This window comes from Streptomyces sp. NPDC047079, from assembly GCF_040643755.1.
GTDB lineage: Bacteria > Actinomycetota > Actinomycetes > Streptomycetales > Streptomycetaceae > Streptomyces.
On the sequence record NZ_JBEYUZ010000013.1, the window covers coordinates 138,693 to 165,094 of the forward strand.

General features: G+C 71.9%; 24 protein-coding genes and 2 pseudogenes. 8 read left to right on the forward strand and 18 right to left on the reverse strand.

What is annotated here, in order from left to right:
* Window positions 1-70: 70 nt before the first annotated feature.
* The 3 genes from ABZ823_RS19095 to ABZ823_RS19105 are packed head-to-tail and all read right to left on the reverse strand — an operon-like array spanning window position 71 to window position 3,077.
* Window positions 71-541, reverse strand: a complete 471-nt coding sequence (locus ABZ823_RS19095; protein WP_361661211.1) for an NUDIX domain-containing protein — start codon at window positions 539-541, stop codon at window positions 71-73.
* Entirely contained in the window at window positions 538-2,076 is a 1,539-nt protein-coding gene (locus tag ABZ823_RS19100; RefSeq protein WP_361661214.1) for an ATP-dependent DNA ligase, read from the reverse strand. The genes ABZ823_RS19095 and ABZ823_RS19100 overlap by 4 nt, the downstream gene beginning before the upstream one ends.
* Window positions 2,077-2,105: 29 nt before the next feature.
* Window positions 2,106-3,077 carry an NAD(P)/FAD-dependent oxidoreductase gene (locus ABZ823_RS19105; protein WP_361661217.1) on the reverse strand — a complete coding sequence of 324 codons (972 nt, stop codon included), beginning with the start codon at window positions 3,075-3,077 and terminating at the stop codon, window positions 2,106-2,108.
* A gap of 78 nt (window positions 3,078-3,155) precedes the next feature.
* Between ABZ823_RS19105 and ABZ823_RS19110 the strand changes: the two genes are divergently transcribed.
* The 5 genes from ABZ823_RS19110 (at window position 3,156) to ABZ823_RS19130 (ending at window position 7,429) form a co-directional block, all read left to right on the forward strand.
* Window positions 3,156-3,728, forward strand: a complete 573-nt coding sequence (locus ABZ823_RS19110) for an XRE family transcriptional regulator (RefSeq protein ID WP_361661221.1) — start codon at window positions 3,156-3,158, stop codon at window positions 3,726-3,728.
* Window positions 3,729-3,823: 95 nt separating this feature from the next.
* Entirely contained in the window at window positions 3,824-4,795 is a 972-nt protein-coding gene (locus ABZ823_RS19115) for an NADPH:quinone oxidoreductase family protein (RefSeq protein ID WP_361661224.1), read from the forward strand.
* The gene (locus ABZ823_RS19120; protein ID WP_361661227.1) at window positions 4,792-5,976 is read left to right on the forward strand and encodes an acyl-CoA dehydrogenase family protein; all 1,185 of its coding nucleotides are present in this window, start codon (window positions 4,792-4,794) and stop codon (window positions 5,974-5,976) included. Before ABZ823_RS19115 ends, ABZ823_RS19120 begins: the two co-directional genes overlap by 4 nt.
* The gene (locus ABZ823_RS19125; RefSeq protein WP_361661230.1) at window positions 5,973-7,055 is read left to right on the forward strand and encodes an acyl-CoA dehydrogenase family protein; all 1,083 of its coding nucleotides are present in this window, start codon (window positions 5,973-5,975) and stop codon (window positions 7,053-7,055) included. Before ABZ823_RS19120 ends, ABZ823_RS19125 begins: the two co-directional genes overlap by 4 nt.
* A 179-nt stretch (window positions 7,056-7,234) precedes the next feature.
* Window positions 7,235-7,429: a hypothetical protein gene (locus ABZ823_RS19130; protein WP_361661232.1), complete on the forward strand. Its 195-nt coding sequence runs from the start codon at window positions 7,235-7,237 to the stop codon at window positions 7,427-7,429.
* Window positions 7,430-7,472: 43 nt separating this feature from the next.
* Here the strand turns inward: ABZ823_RS19130 and ABZ823_RS19135 are convergent, their stop codons facing one another.
* Together ABZ823_RS19135 and ABZ823_RS19140 are read right to left on the reverse strand one after the other, a co-directional pair.
* Window positions 7,473-8,702, reverse strand: coding sequence for a phosphodiester glycosidase family protein (locus ABZ823_RS19135; RefSeq protein WP_361661235.1), 1,230 nt, complete (start codon window positions 8,700-8,702; stop codon window positions 7,473-7,475).
* 75 nt (window positions 8,703-8,777) lie between these two features.
* Window positions 8,778-9,134 (reverse strand): DUF779 domain-containing protein, encoded by a 357-nt coding sequence (locus tag ABZ823_RS19140; RefSeq protein ID WP_361661324.1) that lies wholly within the window; start codon window positions 9,132-9,134, stop codon window positions 8,778-8,780.
* Window positions 9,135-9,221: 87 nt separating this feature from the next.
* Between ABZ823_RS19140 and ABZ823_RS19145 the strand changes: the two genes are divergently transcribed.
* The 3 genes and pseudogenes from ABZ823_RS19145 to ABZ823_RS19155 form a co-directional block, all read left to right on the forward strand.
* Window positions 9,222-9,368 (forward strand): hypothetical protein, encoded by a 147-nt coding sequence (locus ABZ823_RS19145; protein WP_361661238.1) that lies wholly within the window; start codon window positions 9,222-9,224, stop codon window positions 9,366-9,368.
* Window positions 9,369-9,781: 413 nt separating this feature from the next.
* On the forward strand, window positions 9,782-9,928 hold the full coding sequence (locus tag ABZ823_RS19150; RefSeq protein ID WP_361661241.1) for a hypothetical protein: 147 nt from the start codon (window positions 9,782-9,784) through the stop codon (window positions 9,926-9,928).
* A gap of 165 nt (window positions 9,929-10,093) precedes the next feature.
* Window positions 10,094-10,219 (forward strand): annotated as a pseudogene (locus tag ABZ823_RS19155) (short-chain dehydrogenase); the annotation flags it as partial.
* Window positions 10,220-10,399: 180 nt separating this feature from the next.
* On the opposite strand, the gene ABZ823_RS19160 reads toward ABZ823_RS19155, so the two are convergent.
* The 13 genes and pseudogenes from ABZ823_RS19160 to dnaK all read right to left on the reverse strand — a co-directional run bounded on the left by ABZ823_RS19160 (window position 10,400) and on the right by dnaK (window position 26,159).
* Entirely contained in the window at window positions 10,400-11,269 is an 870-nt protein-coding gene (locus ABZ823_RS19160; RefSeq protein WP_361661243.1) for a serine peptidase, read from the reverse strand.
* A complete protein-coding gene (locus tag ABZ823_RS19165; protein WP_361661246.1) occupies window positions 11,266-13,563 on the reverse strand; it encodes a WD40 repeat domain-containing protein in 2,298 nt (765 codons plus the stop codon). The genes ABZ823_RS19160 and ABZ823_RS19165 overlap by 4 nt, the downstream gene beginning before the upstream one ends.
* Window positions 13,560-15,635, reverse strand: a complete 2,076-nt coding sequence (locus ABZ823_RS19170; protein ID WP_361661249.1) for an ATP-binding protein — start codon at window positions 15,633-15,635, stop codon at window positions 13,560-13,562. The genes ABZ823_RS19165 and ABZ823_RS19170 overlap by 4 nt, the downstream gene beginning before the upstream one ends.
* Window positions 15,636-16,177: 542 nt before the next feature.
* The gene (locus tag ABZ823_RS19175; RefSeq protein WP_361661252.1) at window positions 16,178-16,606 is read right to left on the reverse strand and encodes a DUF2267 domain-containing protein; all 429 of its coding nucleotides are present in this window, start codon (window positions 16,604-16,606) and stop codon (window positions 16,178-16,180) included.
* 68 nt (window positions 16,607-16,674) lie between these two features.
* Window positions 16,675-17,170: pseudogene (locus tag ABZ823_RS19180) on the reverse strand (Hsp20/alpha crystallin family protein).
* Window positions 17,171-17,216: 46 nt separating this feature from the next.
* Window positions 17,217-18,998: an FAD-dependent oxidoreductase gene (locus ABZ823_RS19185; RefSeq protein WP_361661255.1), complete on the reverse strand. Its 1,782-nt coding sequence runs from the start codon at window positions 18,996-18,998 to the stop codon at window positions 17,217-17,219.
* Window positions 18,998-19,261 (reverse strand): UBP-type zinc finger domain-containing protein, encoded by a 264-nt coding sequence (locus ABZ823_RS19190; RefSeq protein ID WP_361661258.1) that lies wholly within the window; start codon window positions 19,259-19,261, stop codon window positions 18,998-19,000. Before ABZ823_RS19190 ends, ABZ823_RS19185 begins: the two co-directional genes overlap by 1 nt.
* 6 nt (window positions 19,262-19,267) lie before the next feature.
* Window positions 19,268-19,726, reverse strand: coding sequence for a thioredoxin (trxA, locus tag ABZ823_RS19195; RefSeq protein WP_361661261.1), 459 nt, complete (start codon window positions 19,724-19,726; stop codon window positions 19,268-19,270).
* Window positions 19,723-22,362 (reverse strand): ATP-dependent chaperone ClpB, encoded by a 2,640-nt coding sequence (clpB, locus tag ABZ823_RS19200; RefSeq protein ID WP_361661264.1) that lies wholly within the window; start codon window positions 22,360-22,362, stop codon window positions 19,723-19,725. Before clpB ends, trxA begins: the two co-directional genes overlap by 4 nt.
* Window positions 22,353-22,727 carry a chaperone modulator CbpM gene (locus ABZ823_RS19205; protein ID WP_361661267.1) on the reverse strand — a complete coding sequence of 125 codons (375 nt, stop codon included), beginning with the start codon at window positions 22,725-22,727 and terminating at the stop codon, window positions 22,353-22,355. Before ABZ823_RS19205 ends, clpB begins: the two co-directional genes overlap by 10 nt.
* Window positions 22,727-23,662, reverse strand: a complete 936-nt coding sequence (locus ABZ823_RS19210; protein WP_361661269.1) for a J domain-containing protein — start codon at window positions 23,660-23,662, stop codon at window positions 22,727-22,729. The genes ABZ823_RS19205 and ABZ823_RS19210 overlap by 1 nt, the downstream gene beginning before the upstream one ends.
* A 6-nt stretch (window positions 23,663-23,668) precedes the next feature.
* Window positions 23,669-24,253, reverse strand: coding sequence for a nucleotide exchange factor GrpE (gene grpE / locus ABZ823_RS19215; protein ID WP_361661272.1), 585 nt, complete (start codon window positions 24,251-24,253; stop codon window positions 23,669-23,671).
* Between the two features lie 10 nt (window positions 24,254-24,263).
* A complete protein-coding gene (gene dnaK, locus ABZ823_RS19220) occupies window positions 24,264-26,159 on the reverse strand; it encodes a molecular chaperone DnaK (protein WP_361661275.1) in 1,896 nt (631 codons plus the stop codon).
* Window positions 26,160-26,402 lie beyond the last annotated feature (243 nt).

A 26,402-nucleotide genomic window follows, 5' to 3' on the forward strand; every position in this document is an offset into this window, starting at 1 on the left:
TGACCTCCTGGGAACAGGCTGTGCTTCGACCTTCCCGCGCGGCGGCGGCAACCGCAACGCGGCGTGCTTGTCAACCCGAGTGCTCCGCGAGCCGGTCGAGAAACGCGGCCTGTGCCTTCACGATCACCTCGCGGGCCCGGTCGAGGCCGAACCACTGCACGCGGTCCAGCTCGGGGAACTCCTCCAGGCGCCCCGAGCGCGGCGGCCACTCCATCGTGAAGGTGCCCGGGACGACCGCAGCCGGGTCGAGGTCCGCCTCGACCGCCCAGGCCGTGACCACCTTGCCGCCCGACTGCCGGACCTCGCCGAGCGGCACGGCCTCTCCGTCGGGCGGCGGCAGCCCCAGCTCCTCCCGGAACTCGCGGCGCGCGGCTTCCCAGGAGGGCTCGTCCGGCTCGTGCTCGCCCTTGGGCACGGTCCACGCGCCGGCCTCGCGGCGGACGAAGAACGGGCCGCCCATATGGCCCAGCAGGACTTCCAGACCGTGATCGGTGTGCCGGAACAACAGCAGACCGGCGCTGCGCCTGGTAGCCCCGCTCATGGCGCCACGTCGGGGTGGGCGGCCAGCAGCGTCTCCAGCGTATCCGCCTCCTCGGGCCGCTTGTCCTCGCGGTAGCGCACGACCCGGGCGAAGCGCAGGGTGATACCGGCCGGGTAGCGGCTGGACCGCTGGAGTCCGTCGTAGGCGATCTCGACGACCAGTTCGGGGCGCACCGTCACCACCCAGCCGTCGTCGTCCACCGCCAGTTCCCTCAGACGCTCGGTCTGCCAGGCGAGCATCGTGTCCGTCATGCCCTTGAACGTCTTGCCGAGCATCACGAAGGAGCCGTCCGGGGCGCGGGCGCCCAAGTGCAGATTGGACAGCTTGCCGGTGCGGCGGCCGTGCCCCCGCTCGGCGGCCAGCACCACGAGGTCGAGGGTGTGCACAGGCTTGACCTTGAGCCAGGAGGCGCCGCGCCGGCCCGCGCTGTAGGGGGCGTCGAGTGCCTTGACCACCACGCCCTCATGGCCTCGGGCCAGGGTCTCGGTGAGGAAGCCCTCCGCGGCGGCCACGTCCTCGGGCCCCATCACCAGCGTGCGCCGCACCCGCATCGGCTCCGGTACGAGCCGGGCCAGCTCCGCATGACGGTCGGTGAAGGGCAGGTCCAGCAGGTCCCGGCCGTCCACCGACAGAGCGTCGAAGAAGACCGGGGAGACGGGGACGGCCGCGGCGGCGGTCGCCACGTCCAGCCGGGAGCCCACCCGCCCGGCGGTCTCCTGGAAGGACCGCGGCCGTCCGTTCTCCTCCAGCGCGATGACCTCGCCGTCCAGGATGAACCGCTCGCCCGCCAGCTCGCGGGCGGCGGCGGTGATCTCCGGCAGCCGGTCGGTGATGTCGTCGAGGGTGCGGGTGTGGATCCGTACCGCGTCGCCGTCCCGGTGGACCTGCACGCGGATACCGTCGAGCTTCTCCTCGACGGCGCACGCGCCGAGCTTCCCGACGGCCTCGGCTACGGACGACGCGGTGTGCGCGAGCATCGGCTGCACGGGCCGGCCGACGGTGAGCCGGAAGGCGCCGAGGGCCGCCGGGCCGTCGGCCAGCAGGGCCCGCGCCACGGTCTGGAGCGATCCGGCGAGCATGACGGCCCGCCGTACCTGGGTCGCATCGGCCCCCGTCGCCTCGGCCAGCCCCTCCACGGCCAGGGCGTCCAGCGCCCCCTGCCGCACCTCCCCGGTCAGCAGCCCGGTCAGGAACCGCTGCTCGTCCGCGGTGGCCGCGGCCAGCAACTCGCCCACCAGCCGCTTGCGCTCGGCCTGGGAACCGGTGCCGGTGACGGCGCCGATCCCGCTCAACCGGGCGTCCACGTCCCGCACGGTGAGAGTCGGCTCGGCGGCGGGCTCGATCCGCTGCCCGAGGAGCTTCCAGCCGATGCCGAGCCGCCCTTGCGGCAGCCGCCCCGCCAGATACGGGATGACGATCGGTACGTCGTCCGCGTCGGCGTCCCGGAACAGCCCGCCGAGCAGTGCGATCTTCCGGGACCGGGCCGACGTGGCGGCGACCTCCTGGGACACACGGGCCAGCCGGGCGAAGAGCATGCAGTCATGGTGCACCGCCGACGGCCGGTCTACACCCCTGCGGCCGCGTCCAGGTCCGCCATGAGCAGTTCCCCGTTGATCGCGGCCCCCGCGCGGTACCCGCGGCTGGCCGCGTTGACGACCTGCTCGGCGAAGCCGCCGGCATTGCCCGCCGCCCATAGTCCGGGCACGGTCGTCAGCCCCCGCTCGTCGACCACCGGGTACCGGCCGAACGGGGTGTCGCTCAGCTCGGCGCCCAGTCGCTCGAGCAGGCGGGTGCGGGGGACGGGACGAGGCGCGACGAACAGCACGGAGCGGTCGTGGACCGTCCCGTCCGCGAGCCGGACCCCGGTGAGCCGGTCCCCCTCGGTCACCAGCCCCGCGACCTCGCCGGGGACCAGGCCGACCCCGGCCGCCGCGAGCCTGCGCAGGTCCTGGTCGGACAGCTCCTCCTCGGCGACCGTGTGCAGGAACAGGGTCACGTCCTTCGACCACTGGGAGACCATCAGCGCCTGGTGCACGCTCTGCGGGCTCGTCGCCAGCACACCGAAGGGACGGTCGCGCACCTCCCAGCCGTGGCAGTAAGGGCAGTGCAGCACATCGCGTCCGAATCGCTCGGCCACCCCGGGCACCGAGGGCAGTTCGTCCCGCAGACCGGTCGCGACCACCAGGTGCCGGGCGTGCACCGGCCGCCCGCCCGCGAGCGTCACGTCGAACTCGCCGTCCGCGTCCCGTACTGCGTCCACCGCGCGGTCCCGGACCAGCTCCACGCCGTAGCGCGCGATCTCCCCACGGCCGGCCGCGAGGAACTCGGCCGGCGGCATGCCGTCCCGGGACAGATAGCCCTGCATGTGCGCGGCGGGCGCGTTGCGTGGCTCGCCCGCGTCGACGACGAGCGTGTGACGCCGTGCCCGGCCGAGGACCAGGGCCGCCGACAGTCCGGCCGCCCCGCCTCCGACGACGACCACCTCGTACGTCCCGGTGTCCTTCCCCGCGTACTGTGCGGTGTCCTGCTCGGTCATGGTGACCACCTCCGCCGGAACAGTGGACCGGCCGCTGCGGCATTGACAAACATGTTTGCCGAAACTGCAATGAGTCCCATGGGTACGGACGAGGTTCTCGCGGGCGTGGGCCCGAGGCTGCGGCGGCTGCGGAAGGAGCGGGAGGTGACTCTCGCGGAGCTGTCGGAGACGACCGGCATCTCCGTCAGCACGCTCTCGCGCCTGGAGTCGGGCCTGCGCAGGCCCAGCCTGGAGCTGCTGCTGCCGATCGCGCAGGCACACGAGGTGCCGCTGGACGAACTGGTCGGCGCTCCGCCGGTCCGGGATCCGCGGGTGCGCGGGAAGCCGATCGTCCGCCATGGCCGCACCCACTGGCCGCTCACCCGCCAGCCCGGCGGACTCCAGGCCTTCAAGGTGCTCGAACCGAAGCGGAAGCTCGAACCGGACCTGCGGACGCATGAGGGCTACGAGTGGCTGTATGTGCTCTCCGGCCGGCTCCGGCTCGTGCTGGGAGAGCATGACGTGGTGCTGGCGCCCGGCGAGGCCGCCGAGTTCGACACCCGGGTGCCGCACTGGTTCGGGTCGACCGGTGAAGGGCCGGTGGAGTTCCTCAGCCTGTTCGGGCCGCAGGGCGAGCGCATGCACGTAAGAGCGCGGCCCCGCCGGCCGTGACGCATCCGACTGTTCCCTGATCGACAAGCGACCGCTTAGTATGCGACCGAACCGATCAGGCGGACACGACCCGCACAGCCCCCTGGAGGCCGCGCATGCAGGCATGGCAAGTGCACGAGAACGGCGAGCCGAGCGAGGTGATGCGGCTGACGGAGGTGGAGCCGCCCACGCCCGGCGACGGCCAGGTCCTGCTGAAGGTGCGGGCCGCGAACATCAACTTCCCCGACGCGCTGCTGTGCCGCGGCCAGTACCAGGTCAGGCCGCCGCTGCCGTTCACACCGGGTGTGGAGATCTGCGCCGAGACCGAGGACGGACGGCGGGTCATCGCCAACCCGGCCCTGCCTTACGGGGGCTTCGCCGAGTACGCCGTCGCCGATGCCGCGGCCGTCCTGCCCGCGCCCGAGGCCCTCGACGACGCCGAGGCCGCGGCCCTGCACATCGGCTACCAGACGGGCTGGTTCGCCCTGCACCGCCGGGCCGCCCTCCAGGCCGGGGAGACGCTTCTCGTCCACGCCGCCGCCGGAGGCGTCGGCAGCGCGGCCGTACAGCTCGGCAAGGCCGCGGGCGCCACCGTCATCGGTGTCGTCGGCGGCGCCGAGAAGGCCGCCGTGGCCCGCGAACTGGGCTGTGACATCGTGATCGACCGCCGCGCCGAGGACGTCATCGCCGCCGTGAAGGAGGCCACCGGCGGGCGGGGCGCCGACGTGATCTACGACCCGGTGGGCGGGGAGGCCTACGCGCAGTCCGCGAAAGCCGTCGCCTTCGAGGGGCGGATCGTCGTCGTCGGCTTCGCCAGCGGCTCCATCCCCAGCCCCGCCCTCAACCACGCCCTCGTCAAGAACTACTCCATCCTCGGTCTGCACTGGGGCCTGTACAACACCAAGAACCCGAAGCTCGTCCAGAACTGCCACGAGCAGCTCACGGAACTGGCCGCGCAGGGCGCCATCAAGCCCCTCGTGAGCGAGAGGGTGCCGCTGGGCGCGGCCGCGGACGCCGTGCAGCGCGTCGCCGACGGCGTCACCACCGGCCGGATCGCCGTCGTACCGCAGAACGGAGCCGCAGCATGACCGACGCAGCCGAACTGCGTCTCCGCACACGGGAGTTGCTGGCCGCGCACCCACCCGCCTCGACCGGCCGTCTCGACTTCCTGCGGGCCCGTTTCGACGCCGGACTGGCCTGGGTGCACTACCCGGAGGGCCTCGGCGGCCTCGGCGCCCCGCGCTCGCTCCAGGCGGTCGTCGACGCCGAACTCCAGTCCGCGGGCGCGCCCGACAACGACCCGCGGCGCATCGGCATCGGCCTCGGCATGGCCGCGCCGACGATCCTCCGCTACGGCACCGAGGAACAGAAGCGGCGCTACCTCAGGCCGCTGTGGACGGGCGAGGAGGTGTGGTGCCAGCTGTTCAGCGAACCGGGCGCGGGCTCCGACCTCGCGGCGCTCGGCACCCGGGCCGTCCGGGACGACACGGGGGACTGGGTGGTCAACGGGCAGAAGGTGTGGACCTCCAGCGCCCACCTCGCCCGCTGGGCCATCCTCATCGCTCGCACGGATCCGGACGCGCCCAAGCACCAGGGCATCACGTACTTCCTCTGCGACATGACCGACCCCGGCGTCGAGGTCCGGCCCCTGCGGCAGATCACCGGAGAGGCCGAGTTCAACGAGGTCTTCCTCACCGACGTCCGCATCCCCGACGCCCGCCGCCTCGGCGGGATCGGCGACGGCTGGCGCGTCGCGCAGACCACGCTGATGAACGAGCGCGTGTCCATCGGCGGCATGCGGATCCCGCGCGAGGGCGGCATGATCGGCCCGGTCGCGAGGACCTGGCGCGAGCGTCCCGAACTGCGCACCCACGACCTGCACCAGCGGCTGCTGACGCTGTGGGTGGAGGCGGAGGTCGTCCGGCTCACCGGCGAGCGGCTGCGCCAGCAGCTGTCCGCGGGGCAGCCCGGCCCCGAGGGCTCCGGCATGAAGCTCGCCTTCGCCCGCCTCAACCAGGAGATCAGCGGCCTGGAGGTCGAACTCCTCGGCGAGGAAGGCCTGCTGTACGACGACTGGACCCTGCGGCGGCCCGAACTCGTCGACTTCACCGGCCGCGACGCCGGCTACCGCTATCTGCGCGCCAAGGGCAACAGCATCGAGGGCGGGACCAGCGAGATCCTGCTGAACATCGTAGCCGAGCGCGTCCTGGGCCTGCCCGCCGAGCCGCGCACCGACAAGGACGTCGCGTGGAAGGACCTCGCCCGATGACCGACCTGCTCTACTCGGAGGAGGAAGAGGCGCTCCGCGCCGCCGTGCGTGACCTCCTCACGGACCACTGTGACCCGGCCGGTGTGATCGCCCGCACCGAGTCGGACGCCCCGCACGACCTCGCCCTGTGGAAGTCGCTCGCGGACACCATGGGCCTGGCGGGGCTGCTGGTGCCCGAGGAGCTGGGCGGTCAGGGTGCCTCGCACCGCGAAGCCGCCGTCGTCCTCGAGGAGTTGGGCCGGGCGGTCGCCCCCGTGCCGTATCTGAGCAGCGCGGTGGTGGCCACGGAGGCCTTGCTCGCGTGCGGGGACGGCGAACTGCTCGCGCGGCTCGCCTCCGGGCGGACCATCGGCGTCCTCGCGGTCGGGCTGCACATCGCGCCCGGCGGCGCGTTCACAGCCGTACGACAGGAAAGCGGCGCCCTGCACGGGAAGCTGACCGGGATCGCGGATGCCGCGGCGGCGGACGTGCTGCTGGTGCCGGCCGAGGACGGCGGCCTCTACGCCGTAGACGCCGACGCCGACACCGTGACGGTCACCCCTCGGGTGTCCCTGGACCTGACCCGGCCGGTCGCCACCATCACGTTCGACGGGGCTCCGGGACGCCGCATCGGCGACGCAGCACCCGCCGTACGACGCGCTCTGCGCGCCGGGGCCGGGCTGCTCGCCTCCGAGCAACTCGGCCTCGCCGACTGGACCTTGACCGAGACGGTCCGCCATCTCAAGGAGCGAAAGCAGTTCAACCGGCCCGTCGGCGGCTTCCAGGCGCTCAAGCACCGGCTCGCCCAGCTGTGGCTGGAGGTCGTCAGTCTGCGCGCCGCCGCCCGGGGCGCGGCCGACGCCCTGGCAACCGGTGAGGACGCCGAGGTGACGGTCGCCGTGGCCCAGGCCTACGCGGGTCCCGTCGCCGTCCACGCCGCCGAGGAGGCCCTCCAGTTGCACGGCGGGATCGGTATGACCTGGGAGCACCCGGTCCATCTGTACCTGAAACGGGCGAAGGCGGATGCGATCGCGTACGGGACCGCCGGCCGTCACCGTGCGGCACTGGCCGAACTGGTCGATCTGCGCGCCCCGTTGTAGACGGCCGGCGAACGGGCCCGTCGCTCCCCCTCCCGGCGGCGGGCCCCAGGCGAGGGTCCTTTCACGAGCGGCCGTAGAACCACACGTTCGGGGGACACGTCAGCCGCCCGGACGGACCCTTCGCTACGCCACACTTGCGGCCGACAGCCGCGAAGTGGGCGTGGCGAAGGAGGCTGACGATGGCCGTTTCCATCTCTGTGGTGCTGCTGCTCCTGATGATTATGGTGATCTTCATCCGCAACGGCGCGCTGAAGATCTCCCATGCCCTGATCTGCATACTGCTCGGCTTCTTCCTGGCCAGCTCCAGCATGGCCCCGACGCTCCACCAGGGCCTCGCGGCGACGGCGCAGATCGTCAGCAACCTGCGTCCCTGACCGTCAAGGCGGCCGTCCGAAGGCAACCCTCAGGAGGCGGCCGTCAGTAAGCGGGGAACACCCCGATCCCGTTGGGCACCGGGCGTTCGACGCCCCCGCTGGGGTGGTTGCGCACGGTCACCGCGCTCGCGCCCTCCTGCCGGGCGACCAGTGTCGAGGAGCCGCCGCCGTCCAGGTTGAAGCCGTCGGCGGCGCCCAGCCTCCGTAGCGTGGAGGCGAGTTCGGCGAGGGTGAGACCGCTGCGGTAGGCGGCCGCACCGTCGAGCGCGAGCAGCAGCAGACGCCGGCCGCCGTCCTCGATGCCCACCGCGGTGCGCACGGCGGATGTCGCGTTGTCGAGACCGGCCGACGGCACGCCGTGCCGCAGCACGGGGAAGCCGCCGATGGCGAAGCGGTACGGGACTCCGGACGAGGCGGCCACCAGGCGGCGGCTCACCTGGACCGGCTCGCCCTGGTACAGCTCGCGCAGATGCCGGGCCCCCGCCTCCCGGCCGACCAGCACCGTGGTGCCGACGGCGACGGGGCCGCCACCGGGCCTGTCGGAGGTGGCCACGACCCGGCCGTTGCTGACCGTCACCTCGTAAGTGTCCGTGCTGCACGGCGCGCCCCGGTCGGTGTCGGTCCCGCAGACCGCCCGCATCCGCGAGGCACTGCCCCAGTCCGAGGTGTACGCCCCGATCGAACCCTTCGGCAGCGCGTACTGGTTGAGCCCGCGCAGCGCCAGCCGCCCGTGAGCCGTGCGCACGGAGCCGTCCAGGGACAGCCGGTCCAGGCGGGCCGTGCGGTCGGTACCCACCCCGAGCACGTCCTTGGTATCGGCGCCCGGCGGCAGACGGGGCCCGAAGCGCTGCCCGTTCGGCACGGCGGCCTTGAGCACGCGCGCACCCGCGATCGCCGGCCCGTCGCTGGAGCCGGTGGCCTCCACCCCCGGGTGCTGGGTCTCGGAGATGTCGAAGAAGTCGCCGTTGATCCCCGCGAACGCGCCCCGCGCGGCGGCGAGCCGGGAGACGGTGGCCCGGGCGGCGACGGTGCCCGGGTACAGCAGGTCGACGCGCACACGGGGATCCCGCAGGTCGACGGTGAGAAGGTGCGCGTGTGCCGTGCCACGGGCCGCGGCGATGTCGAACTGGCTGTACAGGACTCCGGGAGCGATCGTCCGGGCGCCCGGCACACCGCTGGCCGGCGCCGCCCCCACAAGGGCCGCACCGGCCAGCGCGCTCCATGCCACGAGGACCGTCAGTAGTGTTCTGAGCCGTCTGTCACGAGGCGCCATGCTTCCCCCTGATGTCTCGTCAACGTGCGTAGCAATCAGGGGAAGTGCACCAGACCGCGGTGTCACGCGGGGTGTTCAGGCGTCTACGACGCGGGAACGGATGAGAAAACGCACTCCTTCGGGTGCTTCCAGGGAGAAGCCGCTGCCGCGGCCGGCCACGACGTCGACGATCAGCCGGGTATGGCTCCACACCTCGTACTGGCTCCTCGACATCCAGAAACCCACCGGTTCGTCGACTCCGTCGACCTCCAGCTCCGCGAGCAGCACGTCGGAGCCGCCGGTGCGGAACTCGCCCTTCGGGTAGCACATCGGGGCGCTGCCGTCGCAACAGCCGCCGGACTGGTGGAACATCAGCGGACCGTGGGCCTCCCGCAGGCGCCGCACCAGCTCGGCGGCCACAGGGGTCAGCTCCACGCGCGGGATCATGTCCATGGTCACGTGCCCATTCCAGCGCGAGACACGTTGCAACGACGTTGCGCCCCGCGGCGGGATCCCCCGGGACCGGACCCACCGGGCCCGGTGCGCCCCCGCAACGGCATGTTCGCCTTCGGCGTCTTGGACGGCCGGCGCGAGGAACTTGCGCTGATCCGGGGCCAGATGGGCATCAAGTCTCTGCTGTACACACTGACGCCCACCGGCATCGTCTTCGGCTGCGAAACTCCCTAGGCGCCGCTCGCCCACCCCGACATCGCCACCGTCGTGGCCGGCGACGGGCTGTGCGAGCTGCTCGCCCAGACCAAGTCGCCCGGCACCTCGATCTACACCGACATCCGGGAGATGCTCTCCGGCGGCCGGGCGCCCGCCGTAGCGCACCGGGCGTGTTCTTGCACCCACGGGCCGGAGTCCCCGCGCCCCCAGGCGAGGACGTCATTTCGGGCCCGGCTGCCGCGCGTGGCCGCTCACCAGCGACGTTCCCCCGGTCCTCACCGAGGGTGACGGCGAGGCAGCCGGGCTCCGGTGCTCGGGCGGAACGGCCCCGCGGCGGGCGCCACGACATGCGCGTTCCGCCATTCGGCCGCATCCTGAAACGGCACACCACACCAGGCCGCACAGGCCGACCACCCACGGGAGGTCCTGTGATGATCCTGCTTGCCCTCCTCGCGCCGGTCCTGATGATGGCCTTCCTCTTCGGTATGTCCGCCCTCGAAGAATTCCTCTTCCTGCGCCCGACGTCCACGGACGAGGCCAGCCCTCCGGCCGACGAGGCGGAGACCCCCTCGTCCTGACGCCGCAAACCTCATCCGGACCTTTCCCGAACCTGCGCCGGCCGTAGCCGGGGGCTGTCGGTGATCCGTAGGCGATGTGTCGGCGCCCGCTGCCACCGTGGGTGAGGAGCCGGCCCCCGCGGGCGGCCCGACCGCACAGTCGCCCACGCGAGGGAGTCCACCGTCATGCCGTCCGTATCTCCCGCGTCGCCCGTGCCGCACTGGGACGTCCACCGGCTGCCGAGGGCCGACGGAGCCGTCTTCCTGGTCACCGGCGGCAACGCGGGCATCGGGTACTTCATCGCCGAGCAACGAACCTCAGACCGTTGCCGAAGATGACGCTGGTCGTGTGCGGCGTCCCATCCTGTCCCACCACAAGGTCAACGTCAGCTCCGCCTTCGCACACCGCGAGTCCTGCGGCTGCCCCCTCTGAAGCACGCAGGTGCCGCTCCGTCCGGGGGCCGAAGCAGGACTGGGCGGTCTCTGTCCGCGTCACAGGCCGGCGTACGGACCCGTGACCGCCGCCGTGGCTGCGCAGGACAGGTAGTTCCTCGCGTGGTGGAATCCGTAGCCCGCGTGCACGGTGTCCGTCAGGTCGAGGCCGATTCCCTGGAACGCGCGGCCGAGCCCCGGAGGGATGGCCACGGGGTCGCCGGGGTCCGCGATGTTCACCCACCGGCGCACGCACGCGGGCCGCTCGCCGCGGCGGCCCTCCGGGCCGTACTCGGGGCGGGGCAGCAGCCGGTCGAACACGGCGCGGGGCATCGCCAGCGGAGAGCCGACGGTCAGCAGCAACTCGACGTCCAGTTCGGGATGTGCGTGCAGCGCCTCGTAGGCGACGACGGAACCGAGGGAGTGCGCGATGACGATCCGGGGCCGGTGCCGGGCGATTCGTGCGGCCACCTCCTCGCGGGCGGCGGTCCGGGCGGGGTCGTTGTCATGCCGCAGATAGGTGGCCACCTCGCGGAAGAAGACCCGGATGAACAGCCGGGTGAGCCGGCCGTCCAGGCTGAAGTGTTCCGCCACCCAGGCCGCAGCGTGGCGCAGGGGCAGCGTGAGCGCGCCCTGGCTGACCGGTCGCGGGGCGTCCAGGGCGTCCAGCCACTGGGCCATCAGCTCCCGGGCGAGCGGGTCGTCCAGGTCCTCGGGGTCGCCGTCCCCCTGGGGCACGGGGCCGGTGCGGAGCAGCGGCGCGTAGTAGGCGAAGTCCCAGTCGAACGACGAGACCGGCACCTTGAGGCTGGACGCCAGATGCGACGCCCAGTCGGCCGCGCACGCGGCGCGCACGGCGTCCGGGGCGCGACGCCGGTCGAGATGTCCGACGCCGTGCACGCCGACGATACGGACCGGGGTCGTTGTCACGAGGGCCTCCACGCCGAGGGGGTGAGAGTCAGGGCGATCACCTCGTGCCCCATGCCGAGCACGATGTGTCCTTCAGGGCCGACGCCGACGCTGTGCGGGACGTCGGGCAGGGCGAGAGTGGTCAGGCACCGGCCGTTCGCGAGATCCCACACCCGGGCCGTGCAGTCGTAGCCGGTGGTGATCGCCCACGTGGTGTCGCCGCGCACTAGGGCGGCGATGTCCGTCACGCCGTCGGTGTGCCCCTCGAGCACCGTGGCCTCACGGGGGTCGCTCAGGTCCCAGACGCGTACGGCGCCCTCACTGTTCCCGGTGACCGCGACGGGCAGGCCGCCGAGGGTGGTGGCCGCGACGGCGGTGACGGCCGGCGCGTCGCGGTCCAGGGGGACCGTCGTGGCCCGATCGTCGCCCAGGTCGGGATGCCAGTCGGCCCCCGACGCGGCCGCGAAGACGGCGGCGAGCCGGTCACCGACGACCACGACGTCCATTGCCTGGACCTCCTGGGAGATGACACGGACGGCGCGCCTGACGGCCACGTCCCACACCCGGACCGTGCCGTCCGCGGCGGCTGTGACGGCGAACGGCCGCTCGTGCAGGACTGCCAGGCCGACCCCTGTTACCCCTTCGGTGTGGAGGGTGAACACCGCCGTTGTCCGGCCGCTGACCGCGTCCCACACACGCGCGGTCCGGTCGGCGCTGCCCGTGAGGGCGACAGGACGCCCGGCCACGACGGCCATGGCCACGCCGGTGATCGGCCCCTGGTGCCCTTCCAGCACCGTTCTGGTGGTTCCGGCGGTCACGTCCCACACGCGTGCCGTGTGGTCGCGGCTGCCGGTGACCGCGAGCGTACGGCCGTCGGCCGAGGCGGTGGCCGCGTCGGTAACCGCGTTCGTGTGGCCCGGCAGCCCGACCACGGTGCCGCGCGCGGACAGGTCCCAGACCTGGACGGTCCCGCGCTCGCCGGCGGTGACGACGACGGGCCAGCCCGCCGGGTCGGCCATGGCCACGCCGGACAGCCACTGCGAACTGCGGTCCACCGTCGTGGTGGCGGCGGTACGGCCCGTTGCCAGGTCCCACACCCGGGCCGTCCCGTCCCTGCTGGAGGTGACGGCGACGGGACGGCCGTCGAGGACCGCGGCGGCCGCGCCCGTCACCCAGTCGGTGTGCCCGACGAGGACCGTCTCCTGACGGCCGTTGATCAGGTCCCAGACGCGTGCCGTGCGGTCCCGGCCGGCGGTGATCGCCACCGGCCGGCCGTCCATCACGGTCAGGGCCGCTCCGAGGACCCAGTGCGTGTGGCCGGTCAGGGTGAGGCCCGGCCCGTGCGGTCCGGTGTCGAAGTCCCAGACGCGGGCCGTGCCGTCGTAGCTGGTGGTCACTGCCACGGGCCAGCCCTGGAGCACGCCGGCGGCCACCGAGGTCACCGGGGCTGTGTGGGCGGGCGGGAAGGTCCGCGGGTGGCTCTCCGCGAGCAGGTCGGCGGCCAGGTCCCAGACGTGGACCGTGCCCTTGTACGCAGTGATCACCGCGATCGGCCGGCCTTCCACGGAGGTGGTGGCCACACCCGTCAGCGGACCGGCCAGGACGCGCTGGACGGAGATGGTGCGGCCGGTGGCCAGGTCCCACACACGAGCGGTGCCGTCCCAGCTCGAGGTGACGGCGACCGGCCGGCCGTCGGCGGCCGTCACCGACACCGCGGTCACGGAGCTGGTGTGCCCTTCGAGGGTGTGGGTGGTGAGTCCGGTTGCCAGGTCCCACACCCGCACTCTGCCGCCGTAGCTGGAGGTCACCGCGACCGGCTGTCCGTCGAGCGCCGTCAGCGCCACGCCGGAGACCTCGTGCGTGTGACCCTCCAGCGTGGCGGTCAGGGATGTCGCGGCCTGCTGGCCGGTGGCCCACCGGTGTTCCCAGTCGCTGCCGCGGGCCAGCTCGCGGCCGAGTTCGAACGCCTGGAAACGTGCCGCGTCCAGGGCCAGGATCTGCCGCCGCTGGTACGGCTGGAGGCGCCGGTGGGCGCTGTAGGAGGCCCGGTAGACCATCGCGGCGACCCGGGCGTCCCGCGCGCCGGCGCTGCTCAGTATCTCGGAGACCGCCTCCGGGTCCGCCTCGACGAGGAAGTCCGCGTCCAGCAGCAGGTCGTCCGCCCGGCTCGCCCGTACGGCGTGCTGGGCGGCGTGCCGCAGCAGATAGGGGTCGGCGACCTGCCAGAGACGCCGGCCCTCCCCGGCATCGGGTACCGAGTCCAGCAGACGGGCGTAGACCGCTTCGGCGTACGGCGACCGGATCGGCGCGTTCACGCCCCGTCCCCCCTGCCCAGGCCTTGCGGATCGGCGCGCAGGCGTTCGGCCAGGCTCTCGTGGAAGAGCCGGTACAGCGTGGTGCCGTCGACGTCGACATCGCGCCGCAGGTAGAAACGGGCCTGGTCCAGGGCCTCGCGGACGAGCGCGGGCCTGAGCGGCTCGCTTCCGGCGGCCTGTGGGCCGACCGCGACGTTCTGCGGGGCGAAGGCGACGGCGGCGTGCGCGAGGACGCGCTCCGGCATGCCCAGCCCCTCCGCGTGGGCCAGGGCCGCCAGCACCGGGCCCATCCAGGGCCGGTCACCCGGGCCTGCCAGGTCCAGGTGGAGCAGCTCGGTGAGTTCCCGGGGCGTGGCGAGCCCCAGTTGCCGTGCCCGGGCCGGGTCGCTCTCGACCGGCAGGGTCAGGAGATGCCGCAGATAGAGACCGGCGACGAGGAACTCGCCCCACTCCAGGGGATGTTCATCGGCCAGGCTGGCCTCTCCCGGGGATCCGACGAGCCGGGCGGCGATGCCTGCCGCGAGTTCCCGGGCGGCGGCCGCGTTCTCCTTGCGTTCGTAGGGGCCGCCGCCGCTGGCCAGCAGGTCCCGGACGTACGCCTCCAGACCCGTGCGCAGGTCGTCCCGGTCGGCCGTGTTGAGGTCGATCAGCAGCCCGTCCCGCATGGCGATGTCCAGCAGCACGCCGAACGGCGGCTCGGGCCGGGTGCCGATCAGAAGGCGCACGCCGTTGCCGCGCGTGGCCTCCTGGGCGAGGGGCACGAGCAGCGCCCGGACCACGTCCGCCGGGCGTTCGGCCTCGTCCAGGGCGTCGAGCACGAGCGTGGCGGGTTCCTTCGGGTCCGTACCGGCGAGCCGCGCGAGCCCTTCCGCGTCCCATCCGCCGGTCGGCCTGTCGTCGGGGCGGGCCCCGAGCTGACGGGCAAGGGAGTCGGCTATCTCCTCCAGGTTGCGGCGGCGCGTGTGCACGACGGCGAGCCGGCTGTTGACCGCAGGGCGGCGCGGCAGGGGCAGCCACAGGTGCTGGGTGCCCGTGCGGAGCGCGGGATGGGCGGCGCAGACCATCACGCCCAGCAGGGCCGACTTGCCCACGCCAGGCTTGCCGGTGACGACGCCGAACCGTGGGCCCGCGCCGTCGAACCACTCGGTGAGTTCGGCGGCCTCCTTGCCGCGGCCCCGGAAGTAGCCCTGGGCGAGCCCTCGATCCAGGGCTTCGGCGCCGGCGCCCCGCTTCATGAAGTGCAGCGGGTCGAGCGCCTCGTCGGCCAGCGGCACCAGGTCCTCGTCCAGCTCGGCGGAGAGGCCGGCCCCGGCACGGTACTCGGGGTTGGGAAAGAAAGGCAGGTGGTCGAGCGTGTCGAAGAATGGGATGTGGCTTCCGGCGAGCTCCTGGGACAGGCCCTCCTCCGCGTTGAGCCGCGCCACCTTGCGCTTGATCTCGCGCACGACCGTCGGCAGCGGGATGTAACGGCGCGAGGGGTCCGCACGGAGCAGGCCGTCGCGGTACTCGTTCAGCACCGCCGTGGTGGCGCGGCTGAGCCGGTAACCGAAGGCCCTGTCCCTCGCCCCGGAGGCGGCGATCACCCAGGCTCGTCGCTCCAGGGTGCGCATCTGGTGGTGCCAGGGGAGTTCGGCGGCGACACCGGAGTGGCACAGGTCGAGGATGAACAACGTGAGGGGCCGGACCTTGTCCGGGTGCGACTCGATCAGGCTGATCCAGGCGACGACGGGATCGTCGAGGTTGCGCCCGTCCCGGCCCACCGCGTGCAGCGTGCGCTCGCCGGAGGCGGCGATCCGGCCGTGCGCCACCAGGTGCACGACGAGTACAGCGGTGTCGCCGTCCGGCATGGTGATCGCGGCCCGGATCCGGCCGGACGGGTCGCCGTCCCCCGCCTCGGCGGACGAAGGCGCGTCGCCGCCGGCGGAGGGAGGCCGGTAGCCGAAACGTGCCAGCGCCTTCGCGACGTCCGCGGCGCGGCGCGGGGCTTCGGCGAGCGGGTCGAGTTCCTGGTGTTCCAGCGACGGCGGTCCCTCCTGACCGTCGTCGTCGATCGGAAGACCGATCGTGAGCATCGTCCGCAGCACAAAACCCCCCGGCCCCCGTCGTCGTTCCCGCCCGGCCGGCTCCCGCCGTCCGCACGCTCGCGCGGACAGCGTCGCGGCCGACATCGAGCGATCTTCGCAGGTTCGTCCGCCCGCCACCACCGAGTCCGGGACATTCATCACGGGGCTGGGGAGGGGGAGTTGTGCGTGCGGGGGGAGGCGGGGTGCGTGGGCCGCAAGCCGAGCTGCTCCCGCAGTCGCGAGCCGATCAGACCTGCCCCGCGATCGATGAGCGGATGACGTCTAACGGATTGGCCTGGGGACCGGTTGGGGACCACACGGTGTGCTCGGTGGCGCACGTCATGCCCCCGCATGCACCTGTCGTCCCGACGGTGCGATGTCTCAGGACAGCGGCATGACCCCGTACCCACGACTGGGTTCGGGGTCATCGCCGTTTGCTGGGCCAGGCGGGTTGACGTGGGTTCCGGTGTGGCTTCGTCCGACGCCGATGTGGTGCAGGAGTCCGGCCAGGAGAGGGGTATGACGCCGGAGGCAGCTCCCGCGCGCCCGGATCATGGCAGGAGGGCAGCGAGCGAGTCCGGGACCCGGGATCTGAGGTGCTTCCATTCGCCCTCGCTCACATGGCGTGCCAGAGAGCTCAGAACCGTGCGCACCAGGTGCTCGCTGCCGCCCTCGACCGCGTAGGGGAACTCGCTCCGGACCCGGTCGAAGAATTCGTCGTTGCTCATCTTCACAGGGACCTCGGCCGGCCTCCAGCCGTCGTAATACATGCCCCTGACGATGGTCGGCATCTGGGCGCCGAACTGCACGGCCGTCTCGACCGGCAGGCGGTCCCTGAGGGGGTGCAGCACGGCACGTAGTGCGGCGTACGACTGCTTGCGCCGTTCCTTGGGCCACCCGAAGGCCTCCTCGACATCCCTGAGGAGCCGATTGGCCTTGTCCACCATGGTGTCGAACGAGGAGAAACCTGTCTCAACCATTTCCTGGGCCTTTCGCTCACGGACGCGGCGGTGCCGGATCGATGTCCGGCACCGCCGGGGGTCGTCCTTCAGCCGCTGCTCTGGCCGCTTCCGCTCGCCTCGCTGATCTCGATGCGGCGTGGTTTCGCGACCTCGGCTTTGGGGACGGTGATCGCGAGGATGCCGTCCTTCATGTCGGCTGTGATCTTGTCCGTGTCGATCTCCGGGCAGCTGGAGCCGGTATTCGAAGGATCCGGTGCGACGGGTGCTGCGACGCAGGACGCCCTTGCGTTCCTTTTCCTTGATCTCTCCGGTGACCACCAGTTCCTGGCCGTTGGCCTCGACGTTGACGTCCTTGCTCTTGACGCCGGGGAGTTCGATCTCGATGTGGAAGGCGTCGTCGGATTCCGTGACGTCCGCGAGGGGGACCCACGCGACGGCGGGCGCTGCGCTGCCGACCGTGGATTCGAGCAGGCCGCTCATCTCGCCGAGCAGTTGGTCGAACTCGGTCAGAGGGTTGCGTGCCCAGCCGAGGGGCCTGCCCTGTATCGCGCCACCGCCGTGACGCCGGACGGGCGTGGTCATGCCCATCGCCTCCTTCTCCTTTGGGTGATCTGATCGGCCGCCCTTGTCAGGCGAGCCATGCGGACTCCTTGGGGCGGGTTCGTGTCGAGGTGTCCGTGCTGCCGGGGTGGGCCGTGCGGCTGAGGTACCGGTGGACGAAGTGGATGGCCATCGCGCCCTCGCCGACCGCGGAGGCCACCCGTTTGACCGAGCCGCTGCGGACGTCACCGGCCGCGAAGACACCGGGCAGACTGGTCTCCAGGGTCAGGCAGTTGCGGCCCTGGCTCTGCCACAGTTCGGAGACCGAGGAGGTCTGGGCCTCGGACCCGGTGAGCAGGAAACCCCGCGCGTCCAGGGCGAGCGTGCCGGACAGCCACTCGGTGTTCGGGTCCGCCCCGGTGAAGACGAACAGGGCGCGGACCGCGATACGGTCGTGCTCACCCGAGCGGCGGTCGACCACCTCGACCGCCTCCAGCACCTGGTCGCCGATCGCCCGGGTGACCTCGGTGTGCAGCAGCACCCGCACTCGTGGGTGGCGTTCGATCTGGTCGATCAGGTAGCGGGACATGTGGATGGCGAGATCGGGCCCGCGCACGAGCAGGTACACCTGTGGTGCGTAACCGGCGAGGAACAGTACGGCCTGGCCCGCGGAGTTGCCGCCGCCGACCACCGCCACGGGGTCGGTGCGGCACTGCTGCGCTTCATAGACGGTCGCCGAGTAATGGACGCTCGTACCCTCCAGTCGTTCGATGCCAGGTGCATGGAGGCGGCGGTAGCGGGCCCCGGTGGCCAGCAGCACGGTGCGGGCAGTGATCTCGGTGCCGTCGGCGAACGCCACCGTGTAGTGGCCGTCATGAGGCTCGAGCCGGGTCGCTTCCGCCGGTACGGTGATCCGGGCTCCGAACTTGCCCGCCTGGAGCACTCCGCGCTCGGTGAGTTCGGCGCCGGAGATGCCCGAGGGGAAGCCGAAGCAGTTGTCGATGCGCGAGGACGTCCCGGCCTGGCCGCCGGTGGCGATCGCTTCGACCACGGTCGTGCTCAGGCCTTCGGAGGCGGCGTTCACCGCGGCGGCGAGGCCGGCGGGGCCGGAGCCGACGATGAGGATGTCGCCGAAGCCCTTTTGGGCGGGCAGCGGCGGCAGGCCGATGAGCCGGGCGAGTTCGGCGTTGCTGGGGTTGCGCAGCAGGGTGGTGTCCCGCCAGATGACCAGGGGTGTCTCCTCCGGTCCGATGCCGAAACGGCGCAGCAGCGCCTCGGCCTCCTCGTCCGTCTCCAGGTCGATCCAGCGGTGCGGCAGCCGGTTGCGGGCGGCGAACTCGCGCAGCCGCCGGGTGTCGGCCGAGTAGCGCGAGCCGATGATGCGGAATCCGGCGCCTTGCCCGACGAGCAGGGCCCGGCGGCCCAGACAGGCACGCAGCACCAGATCGCCGAGAGTGGAGTCCCGGGTCACCAGGTCGCGCAGCTGGTCCATGGACAGGACGAGGACTTCTCCGGGGTCCCTGACCACAGCCGTGTAGAAGGCCACCTGTCCGTGCAGGAGACCGAGTTCGCCGATGAAGCGGCCGGGGCCGTGCACGCGCAGCAGGTGTTCGTCGGGCGTGCCGTAGTCCTCGACGATGGCGACGGAGCCGGTGAGGACGACGTAGAACGTCTCGCAGCGTTCGCCTTCCCGGATCAGCACGTCACCGGATTCCACCGCACGCCGTCTGCCGCGCTCGGCCAGGCGGGCCATCTGGTCGTCCGACAGGCGGGGGTAGGCGCCGTAGACGTCCGGGCTCTCGAAGGGGACGGCCTCTCCCGCATCGTCCGGGGCCGATGTGCCTTGCGGCCGTGTCTCGTCGCCGGACATCAGACGAACGCCTCGTGGACGAAGCACCACCGCCAGTCCTCGCCGGGCTCCATCGACGCCGCGATCGGGTGGCCGTCCTCGGCGGCGTGGCCGCGTGCGTGGCGGTTGGGGGAGGAGTCGCAGCAGCCCACGTGCCCGCAGGTCAGGCAGAGTCTCAGGTGGACCCAGGGGGAGCCGAGGCGCAGGCACTCCTCGCAGCCCTCGAGGGTATGCGGCTGGACGGGCCGTACGAAGGCGAGGTGGGGGTCGGCGCGCAGGGTCATCGGGCATCATCCTTTCCGGGCCGGCTCGCGGCCCGCGATCGACTGCTCGACCCACTGGCGCAGGACGGGGGCGGGTGCGGCCCCCGCCTGCCGGGCGACGGTCTCCCCGTGGTCGAGGACCAGCAGCGTCGGCACGGCCTGGACCTCGAATCTCCGTGCCAGCTGTGGGTTTTTGTCGATGTCGACCTTGGCCAGCTTGATCCGTCCGGCGAGCTCGGTGGCGACCTGCTCCAGGGCGGGGCTGACCATCCGGCAGGGTCCGCACCAGGTGGCCCAGAGGTCGACCACGACGGGCACGGAGGCCTTCTCGACCACGTCCGTGAAGTCGTTGTCCCCCGTGTCGACCACCCAGGGCAGGGGCTGCTTGCAGTGGCCGCACCTCGGGCGGCCCTCGGCGGCCACGGGCACGCGATTGGCGCGCCCGCAGTGAGGGCAGGTGACGGTCGTCGCTCGCGCGGTGCTCATGCGGCCCTCGCCTCTTCCACGTCCGCGGGCTGGTCGTACGTGACGACCAGTTCGCCATCCCGGGCGTCGACCCGGATGGTGGCGCCGTCCTGGACGTCGCCACGCAGCAGGGCTCGTCCGACGAGGGTTTCGACCTCGTGGGAGATGTAGCGGCGCAGCGGGCGTGCCCCGTAGACCGGGTCGTAGCCCTGATGGGCGATGAATTCCCTTGCGGCACCGGTCAGTTCCACGGTGATGCGGCGTTCGGCCAGCCGCGTGCGCAGCTCGTCGAACTGCAGCTCCACGATCCGCTCGATCTGGGCCTCGCCGAGCGGCTTGAACAGCACGATGTCGTCCACACGGTTGAGGAACTCGGGCCGGAAGTGACTGCGCAGCTCGCCCATCACCAGTCCCCGGGCATCCGGCTTGATCTCCCCCTCGGCGGTCACGCCGTCCAGGAGGTACTGCGACCCGATGTTGGACGTCATGATGATCACGGTGTTGCGGAAGTCGACCGTACGGCCCTGGGCGTCGGTGATCCGTCCGTCGTCGAGGACCTGCAGCAGCGTGTTGAAGACATCGGTGTGCGCCTTCTCGATCTCGTCGAACAGCACGACCGAGTAGGGCTTGCGGCGCACGGCCTCGGTGAGCTGGCCTCCCTCCTCGTAGCCGACGTAACCGGGCGGCGCGCCGACCAGTCGGCTGACGGTGTGCCGCTCCTGGTACTCGCTCATGTCGAGGCGGATCATGTTCTCCTCGGAGTCGAAGAGGGCGGCCGCGAGGGTCTTGGCGAGCTCGGTCTTCCCGACGCCGGTGGGGCCGAGGAAGATGAACGAGCCGATCGGCCGGCGCGGGTCGCGGATTCCGGAGCGGGCGCGGATGATGGCGTCGGCGACCAGTTTGACCGCCTCGTCCTGGCCGATGACCCGTTCGCGCAGGATCTCGTCCAGGCGCAGCAGCTTCTCCCGCTCGCCTTCCTGGAGGCGGGCGACGGGGATGCCGGTCCACGCGGCGACGATCTCGGCGATCTCCTCCTCGGTGACGACCTCCCGCAGCAGCCGGTTCTGGCCCTGCTTGGCGGCCAGTTGCTCCTCTTCGGCGGCCAGTCGGCGCTCCAGTTCCTGTAGGCGGCCGTAGCGGAGCTCGGCGGCGCGGTTCAGGTCGTAGTTCCGCTCGGCCTCCTCCGCCTCGTGGCGGACCTGCTCCAGTTCCTGGCGCAGTTCCTGCACCCGGCGGATGGCCTGGCGTTCGGCCTCCCACTGGGCGTGTTTGGCGTCGGCCTCGGCGCGCAGGTCGGCCAGTTCCTTTCGCAGTTCCTCCAAGCGGGCCTTGCTGGCGGGATCGGTCTCCTTGGACAGGGCCGCCTCCTCGATCTCCAGGCGGGTCACTCGGCGGGTGATCTCGTCGAGTTCGGCGGGCATGGAGTCGATCTCGGTGCGCAGCCGGGCGCATGCCTCGTCGACGAGGTCGATGGCCTTGTCGGGCAGGAAGCGGTCGGTGATGTAGCGGTGGGAGAGGGTCGCCGCGGCGACCAGCGCGGTGTCCTGGATCTTCACGCCGTGGAAGACCTCAAGGCGTTCGCGCAGTCCGCGCAGGATGGAGATGGTGTCCTCCACGCTCGGCTCGTCGACCAGGACCTGCTGGAAGCGGCGTTCGAGGGCGGCGTCCTTCTCGATGTGCTGCCGGTACTCGTCGAGGGTGGTCGCCCCGATCATGTGCAGTTCGCCACGCGCGAGCATGGGCTTGAGCATGTTGCCGGCGTCCATGGCGCCTTCGGCGGCGCCCGCGCCGACGACCGTGTGCAGTTCGTCGACGAAGAGCAGGATCCTGCCCTGGGCGGCCTTGACCTCGCTGAGGACGGCCTTGAGGCGTTCCTCGAACTCGCCGCGGTACTTGGCCCCGGCCACCAGCGAGCCCATGTCGAGGGCGAACACCGTCTTGTCGCGCAGGCCCTCGGGTACGTCACCGCGCACGATGCGCTGGGCCAGTCCCTCGACGATGGCGGTCTTGCCGACGCCGGGGTCGCCGATGAGGACGGGGTTGTTCTTGGTCTTGCGGCTGAGGATCTGGGTGACCCGGCGGATCTCGGCGTCCCGGCCGATGACCGGGTCCAGCCGCCCGGAGCGGGCCTCGAGGACCAGGTCGCGGCCGTACTTCTCCAGCGCCTCGTAGGCCACCTCGGGATTGGCGGAGGTGACGCGTTGATGGCCGCGGACCTGGGTGAGCGCGCTCAGGAAGGACTCCCGGGTCACGCCGTGCTCCTTGAGCAGGCGACCGGCGGCGGTCGCCGAGCCCTCCTCGGCCAGGGCGAGCAGCAGGTGCTCCACGGACACGTACTCGTCCTTGAGGCGTTTGGCCTCCCGTTCGGCCGCGTCCAGCAGCCGGGACAGGCGCTGGGTGACGAAGACCTGGCCGGGCGCCGCGCCGGGTCCGGTGACCCGGGGCCGGCGGGAGAGCTCCTCCCGTACGGCGGTACGCAGCTCCTCGGGCCCGGTGCCCGCCTGTTGCAGCAGCCGTGCGATCAGGCCCTCCTCCTGGTCGAGGAGGGCGAGCAGCAGATGTTCTCCGTCGACCTCGGTCTGGCCCATGCGGATGGCGGTGGTCTGGGCTTCCTGGAGTGCTTCCTGGGACTTCTGGGTCAGGCGGTTCATGTCCATGGTGGCGGATCACTCCTTGTGCCGGCGCGGCGCAGCGCGGCTTCGAGCAGGCTGATGCGGTCGAGCAGGTCGAGCACCAGGCCGATGGATGCGTAGTTGAGGCACAGCCCGGTGCGCAGCCGCTGGACGCGGGCGAGGGCGGCCGGTGCCGTGGGAGCGAACACAAGTCGCCCCGCGGCGTCGCGTTCGGCGTCCACCAGTCCGAGGGCCACGAAACGGCGGACGAGGTCGGGATGGAGGCCGGAGCGGCGTGCGACGGTGTCCAGGGACAGCCTGGGCACCGGCACGATCGCGTACTGGACGCGTGCCGCTGCCGGTGCCGTCCACGCGGGTGCCCGTCGCGTGTGGGCCGGTCGGTCGCTCATCATGTCCTCCTGGGGTCGAACGAGGAGACGGCGGCGAGTTCCTCGAACAGCCGTCGTTCCTGGTCACTGAGCCGGGGCGGCACCACGATGCGGAGCTCTGCGTAGAGGTCTCCGTTGTTGCCCCGCGGGCCCGGCATGCCCTCACCGCGCAGTCGCAGCCGACGCCCGCTGGAGGACCCGGCAGGCACGGTCACCTTCGCTGTGGCGCCGCTCGGGGTGGGTACGGGCACGGTCGCACCCAGCGCCGCCTCCCAGGGGGTGACCGGAAGCTGCACGTGCACGTCCCGGCCGTCGACGCGGAACACCGGGTGCGGCAGGATCCGCACCCGCAGGTACAGGTCCCCGGCGGGGGCGTCGCCGCTGCCGCGGCCGCCCTCGCCCGCCAGCCGGATACGCTGCCCGTCCGTGACGCCGGGCGGCACATCGACCTCGTAGCTCCGCTGCCCGGAGGGCCCGGCGAGGGTGACGGTGCGGCGGCCGCCGCGGTAGGCCTCCTCCACGGAGAGCGGCAGCTCGGCCTCCTGGTCCGCCCCGGGCACGCGCATCCGCCCGGCGCCGCCGAAGAACGACCCGAACAGGTCCTCGAAGTCGACGCCCTCCCCGCCGAAGCCGGCGGTGGTGTACCGCCCCCGGGGGCCGCCGTCCCCGGTGGACCAGCGGAAGCCGCCGCCGGCTCCCGCACCGGCTGCAACCCGTTCCTCCCAGTCCTCGGGAACCTTGCGGAAGTCCTCCCCGAAGCGGTCGTAACGCGCCCGCTGTTCGGGATCCGACAGCACGCTGAAGGCCTCGTTGATCTCCTTGAACCGATCCTCCGCCGCGGGGTCCTTGTTGACGTCGGGGTGGTACTTGCGGGCCAGGGAGCGGTAGGCCCGCTGGATCTCGTCCCGGTCGGCGTTCCGCGGGACTCCGAGCACCTCGTAGAAGTCGCGTGCCATCGGCGGTCACTCCCGCTTGGCGACGGTGACGGCGGCCGGCCTCAACTGCCGTTCGCCTTCGCCGTAACCGGGGCGCAGCACTTGCACCACGGTGTTGGGTTCGGCGTCCGGATCCTGGACCACGCCGACGACCTCGTGCCGGGCGGGGTCGAAGCTCACTCCCGTCTCGGCGTGGCGCGGATAGCCCAGGCCTTCCAGGATGTTCACGGCCTGGTCACGGACAGCCCGGACGCCCTCCACGATAGCGCCGGGATCGGCGCCCGCGTGGCTCAGGGCGAGTTCGAGGTTGTCGATGACGGGCAGGAAGGCCGCAGCCGTGCGGGCGCGTTCGGCCGACCGCTCCCGCTCCAGCTCCCTGACGTGGCGCTTGCGCAGGTTGTCGAGATCGGCCAGAGCGCGACGCCAGCGGTCCTCGACGTCGTTGAGCGCTTCCGCGTACTCGTCTTCCCGCGCGGCCGGGCCGGTCGCCGCGTCCGGCCCGGGTGCGGCCTCCTCCGTCGGCGGGCCGGGCTCGGGGAGGTGACCGGACGGCGGCTGGACGGCGCCTTCCGGCGGCGGTTCGGGGACTCGGTCCTCGGGACGGACAGGCATGGCGGGTACCTCAGCCCTTGTCGAATTCGGCATCGACGACGTCGTCCCCGCCGCCGCCCGTGGGCGCACCGCCCGGCTCCCCGGCGTCCGTCGGGCCACCGGTCGTGGCGCCCGCCTGGTGGGCCGCGAGGCCTGCGAAGACCTGCTGCAGCTCGGAGATCAGCGGCCGGACCTTGTCCACGCCGGCCTCGTTCTTCACCGCATCGCGGGCCTCGGCCACCAGCATCTCTGCGCGGGCCTTCTCGTGCGCGGGCGCGGCATCGCCCAGCTCGCCCAGTCGCTTTTCGACCTGGTAGGCAATCGCGTCCAGCTCGTTGCGCGCATCGATTGCCTCGCGGAGCGCCTGGTCCTCGCCCCGGTGGCGTTCGGCCTCCTGCACCATGCGCTCGACCTCGCTGCGATCGAGGTTGGAGCTCTCGCTGATGGTGATGCCCTGCTCCTTGCCGGTGTCCTTGTCGCGTGCGGTGACGTGGAGGATGCCGTTGGCGTCGATGTCGAAGGTGACCTCGATCTGAGGCTCGCCGCGGGGCGCCGGGCGGATGTCGGTGAGCTGGAAGCGGCCGAGGACCCGGTTGTCGGCCGCGAGCTCGCGCTCGCCCTGGAGGACGACGATGTCGACGGCCGGCTGGTTGTCGGCGGCCGTGGTGAAGGTCTCGGTACGGCGGACCGGGATGGTGGTGTTCCGCTCGATGATCTTCGTCATCACGCCACCGGCGGTTTCCACGCCGAGGGACAGCGGCGTGACGTCGAGCAGCAGGACGTCCTTGACCTCGCCCTTGAGGACCCCGGCCTGGATCGCGGCGCCCAACGCCACGACCTCGTCCGGGTTGACGGTCATGTTCGGGTCCTTGCCGCCGGTGAGTCGGCGCACCAGCGCCTGGACGGCGGGGATACGAGTGGAGCCGCCGACGAGGATGACCTCGTCGATGTCGTTCTCGCTTACCTTGGCGTCCTCCATGGCCTGCTTGACCGGGCCGAGACAGCGTTCCACCAGGTCAGCGGTGATCTGCTCGAAGGTGGAGCGCATGATCGTCGTGGTCAGGTGCTTGGGCCCGGAGGCGTCGGCGGTGATGAACGGCAGGCTCACCTGCGTCTGCGTCACAGAGCTGAGCTCGGTCTTCGCCTTCTCCGCCGCCTCGAACAGGCGCTGCAACGCCTGCGGGTCCTTGCGCAGGTCGATGCCGTTCTCCTTCTGGAAGTCATCCGCGAGGTAGTCGACCAGTCGGCGGTCGAAGTCGTCGCCGCCGAGATGGCTGTCTCCCGCCGTGGACCGTACCTCGACCACGCCGTCGCCGACGTCGAGGATGCTCACGTCGAAGGTGCCGCCGCCGAGATCGAAGACCAGCACCGTCTCGTGGTTCTTCTTGTCCATGCCGTACGCGAGGGCGGCCGCGGTCGGCTCGTTGATGATCCGCAGCACCTCCAGGCCGGCGATCCGGCCCGCGTCGCGGGTGGCGGTGCGCTGAGCGTCGTTGAAGTAGGCGGGTACGGTGATCACGGCCTCCGTGACGCGCTCGCCCAGCTGCTTGGAGGCGTCGTCGGCGAGCTTGCGCAGCACGAGGGCGCTGATCTCCTCGGGCGAGTACAACTTGTCGCGCACCTTGAAGCGGGCGGCTCCGCCTTCCCCTTCGACGACGTCGTACGCGACGGCCTTGGCCTCTTCGGATATCTCGTCGAAGCGCCGGCCGATGAACCGCTTGGCCGAGTAGATGGTGCCCTTGGGGTTGAGGATCGCCTGGCGCCGGGCCAGCTGGCCCACCAGGCGCTCGCCGGTGTCGGTGAAGGCCACCACGGACGGTGTCGTGCGGTTGCCCTCGCTGTTCGGCACCACCGTCGGCTCGCCCCCCTCCCACACGGCGATCACCGAGTTCGTGGTGCCCAGGTCGATTCCCACTGCCTTGGCCATGAGGAGACTCCTTTCACAGGGCGGGCCGACGTTCGTCGGTGACCGTTCGTCCTCCGAGGGCTGTTCCGCGCTCATTCAGGTGGGGACGGGACCGCTGTGTGGCCGCCCGATGCGCAAAGCCCCGCTCTCCGCGTGCGCGCCCCGACGGTTCTGAGCGGTGCAGCCGGGCCGCCTCCTGCGGGGCGTCCTCGTCCGCGACGACGTCGTACCTTCCTGGACGACGTCGTACCTTCCTGGTTGCAT

Coding starts and splice junctions, on each gene's coding strand:
- ABZ823_RS19190 (WP_361661258.1), bottom strand. CDS start 19,261: ATGACCCTGCGCGCCGACCCCCACCTCGCCTTCGTACGGCCCGTCCAG.
- ABZ823_RS19140 (WP_361661324.1), bottom strand. CDS start 9,134: ATGGACATGATCCCGCGCGTGGAGCTGACCCCTGTGGCCGCCGAGCTG.
- ABZ823_RS19205 (WP_361661267.1), bottom strand. CDS start 22,727: ATGAGCGACCGACCGGCCCACACGCGACGGGCACCCGCGTGGACGGCA.
- ABZ823_RS19125 (WP_361661230.1), top strand. CDS start 5,973: ATGACCGACCTGCTCTACTCGGAGGAGGAAGAGGCGCTCCGCGCCGCC.
- ABZ823_RS19135 (WP_361661235.1), bottom strand. CDS start 8,702: ATGGCGCCTCGTGACAGACGGCTCAGAACACTACTGACGGTCCTCGTG.
- ABZ823_RS19100 (WP_361661214.1), bottom strand. CDS start 2,076: ATGCTCTTCGCCCGGCTGGCCCGTGTGTCCCAGGAGGTCGCCGCCACG.
- ABZ823_RS19170 (WP_361661249.1), bottom strand. CDS start 15,635: ATGCTCACGATCGGTCTTCCGATCGACGACGACGGTCAGGAGGGACCG.
- ABZ823_RS19130 (WP_361661232.1), top strand. CDS start 7,235: ATGGCCGTTTCCATCTCTGTGGTGCTGCTGCTCCTGATGATTATGGTG.
- trxA (WP_361661261.1), bottom strand. CDS start 19,726: ATGAGCACCGCGCGAGCGACGACCGTCACCTGCCCTCACTGCGGGCGC.
- ABZ823_RS19185 (WP_361661255.1), bottom strand. CDS start 18,998: ATGTCCGGCGACGAGACACGGCCGCAAGGCACATCGGCCCCGGACGAT.
- grpE (WP_361661272.1), bottom strand. CDS start 24,253: ATGCCTGTCCGTCCCGAGGACCGAGTCCCCGAACCGCCGCCGGAAGGC.
- ABZ823_RS19175 (WP_361661252.1), bottom strand. CDS start 16,606: ATGGTTGAGACAGGTTTCTCCTCGTTCGACACCATGGTGGACAAGGCC.
- ABZ823_RS19120 (WP_361661227.1), top strand. CDS start 4,792: ATGACCGACGCAGCCGAACTGCGTCTCCGCACACGGGAGTTGCTGGCC.
- ABZ823_RS19105 (WP_361661217.1), bottom strand. CDS start 3,077: ATGACCGAGCAGGACACCGCACAGTACGCGGGGAAGGACACCGGGACG.
- dnaK (WP_361661275.1), bottom strand. CDS start 26,159: ATGGCCAAGGCAGTGGGAATCGACCTGGGCACCACGAACTCGGTGATC.
- ABZ823_RS19115 (WP_361661224.1), top strand. CDS start 3,824: ATGCAGGCATGGCAAGTGCACGAGAACGGCGAGCCGAGCGAGGTGATG.
- ABZ823_RS19150 (WP_361661241.1), top strand. CDS start 9,782: ATGATCCTGCTTGCCCTCCTCGCGCCGGTCCTGATGATGGCCTTCCTC.
- ABZ823_RS19110 (WP_361661221.1), top strand. CDS start 3,156: ATGGGTACGGACGAGGTTCTCGCGGGCGTGGGCCCGAGGCTGCGGCGG.
- clpB (WP_361661264.1), bottom strand. CDS start 22,362: ATGGACATGAACCGCCTGACCCAGAAGTCCCAGGAAGCACTCCAGGAA.
- ABZ823_RS19095 (WP_361661211.1), bottom strand. CDS start 541: ATGAGCGGGGCTACCAGGCGCAGCGCCGGTCTGCTGTTGTTCCGGCAC.
- ABZ823_RS19210 (WP_361661269.1), bottom strand. CDS start 23,662: ATGGCACGCGACTTCTACGAGGTGCTCGGAGTCCCGCGGAACGCCGAC.